Origin of the sequence: Bacillus cereus group sp. BfR-BA-01382 (assembly GCF_022663475.1) — a bacterium.
Classification (GTDB): Bacteria; Bacillota; Bacilli; order Bacillales; family Bacillaceae_G; genus Bacillus_A; species Bacillus_A thuringiensis_S.
The window spans coordinates 1-807 of the sequence record NZ_JAKUFQ010000247.1 but is presented as its reverse complement, the minus strand read 5'-3'; the positions used below and the strand labels follow the sequence as shown (position 1 = coordinate 807).

Sequence of the window (807 nt, the reverse complement as noted above, 5' to 3'; positions counted from 1 at the left end):
AACAGTAGAAAATGAATTAGTAGATACAGGAAATGTAGAAATTACAAAAGTAGATAAAGAAAATAAAGATGTTTTAGCTGATGCAGTCTTTGAAATTCAAGATGAAGCAGGACAAGTAGTCGCTAAAATAACGACAGATAAAAAAGGACAAGCACAAGTTACTAATTTATCAGTCGGCACATACAAGTTAGTAGAAGTAAAAGCACCAAAAGGATATAAACAATTAGTAGATTCGATTATTTTCCAAATTGAAAAAGGCATGACAAAATCTCTTGCTTTAACAGTAGAAAACGAAATGTTAGACAAGGGAAATGTAGAAATTACAAAAGTAGATAAAGATAGTCAAAAATTATTAGAAGGCGTAGTCTTCGAAGTTCAAGACGACAAAGGCAAAGTAGTAACAGAAGTAACGACAGATAAAGAAGGAAAAGCAACAATTTCAGATTTATCAGTAGGAAAGTATAAATTAGTAGAAAAAGAAAGCTTACCAGGTTACAAAAAATTAACAGAACCAGTATTATTCGAAATCAAAAAAGGTATGACGAAAGTTTTATCATTGAAAGTAGAGAACGAACTGTTAGATAAAGGTTCAGTAGAGATTACAAAAGTAGACAAAGAAAGTGGCGCGTTATTAGAAGGCGTAACATTCGAAGTGCAAGATGAAAAAGGCAAAGTAGTAACGAAAGTAAAAACAGATAAAGATGGAAAAGCAACAATTTCAGATTTATCAGTAGGAAAATATAAGCTAGTAGAGGTAGAAAGCTTACCAGGATATAAAAAACTAGCGAAGCCAGTATCATTCGAAAT

1 protein-coding gene is annotated in these 807 nt (G+C 31.6%); it reads left to right on the top strand.

The window, feature by feature from the left end; genetic code table 11:
- On the top strand, positions 1-807 hold an 807-nt coding region (locus MR160_RS33725; RefSeq protein WP_255805916.1), incomplete at both ends, for an MSCRAMM family protein.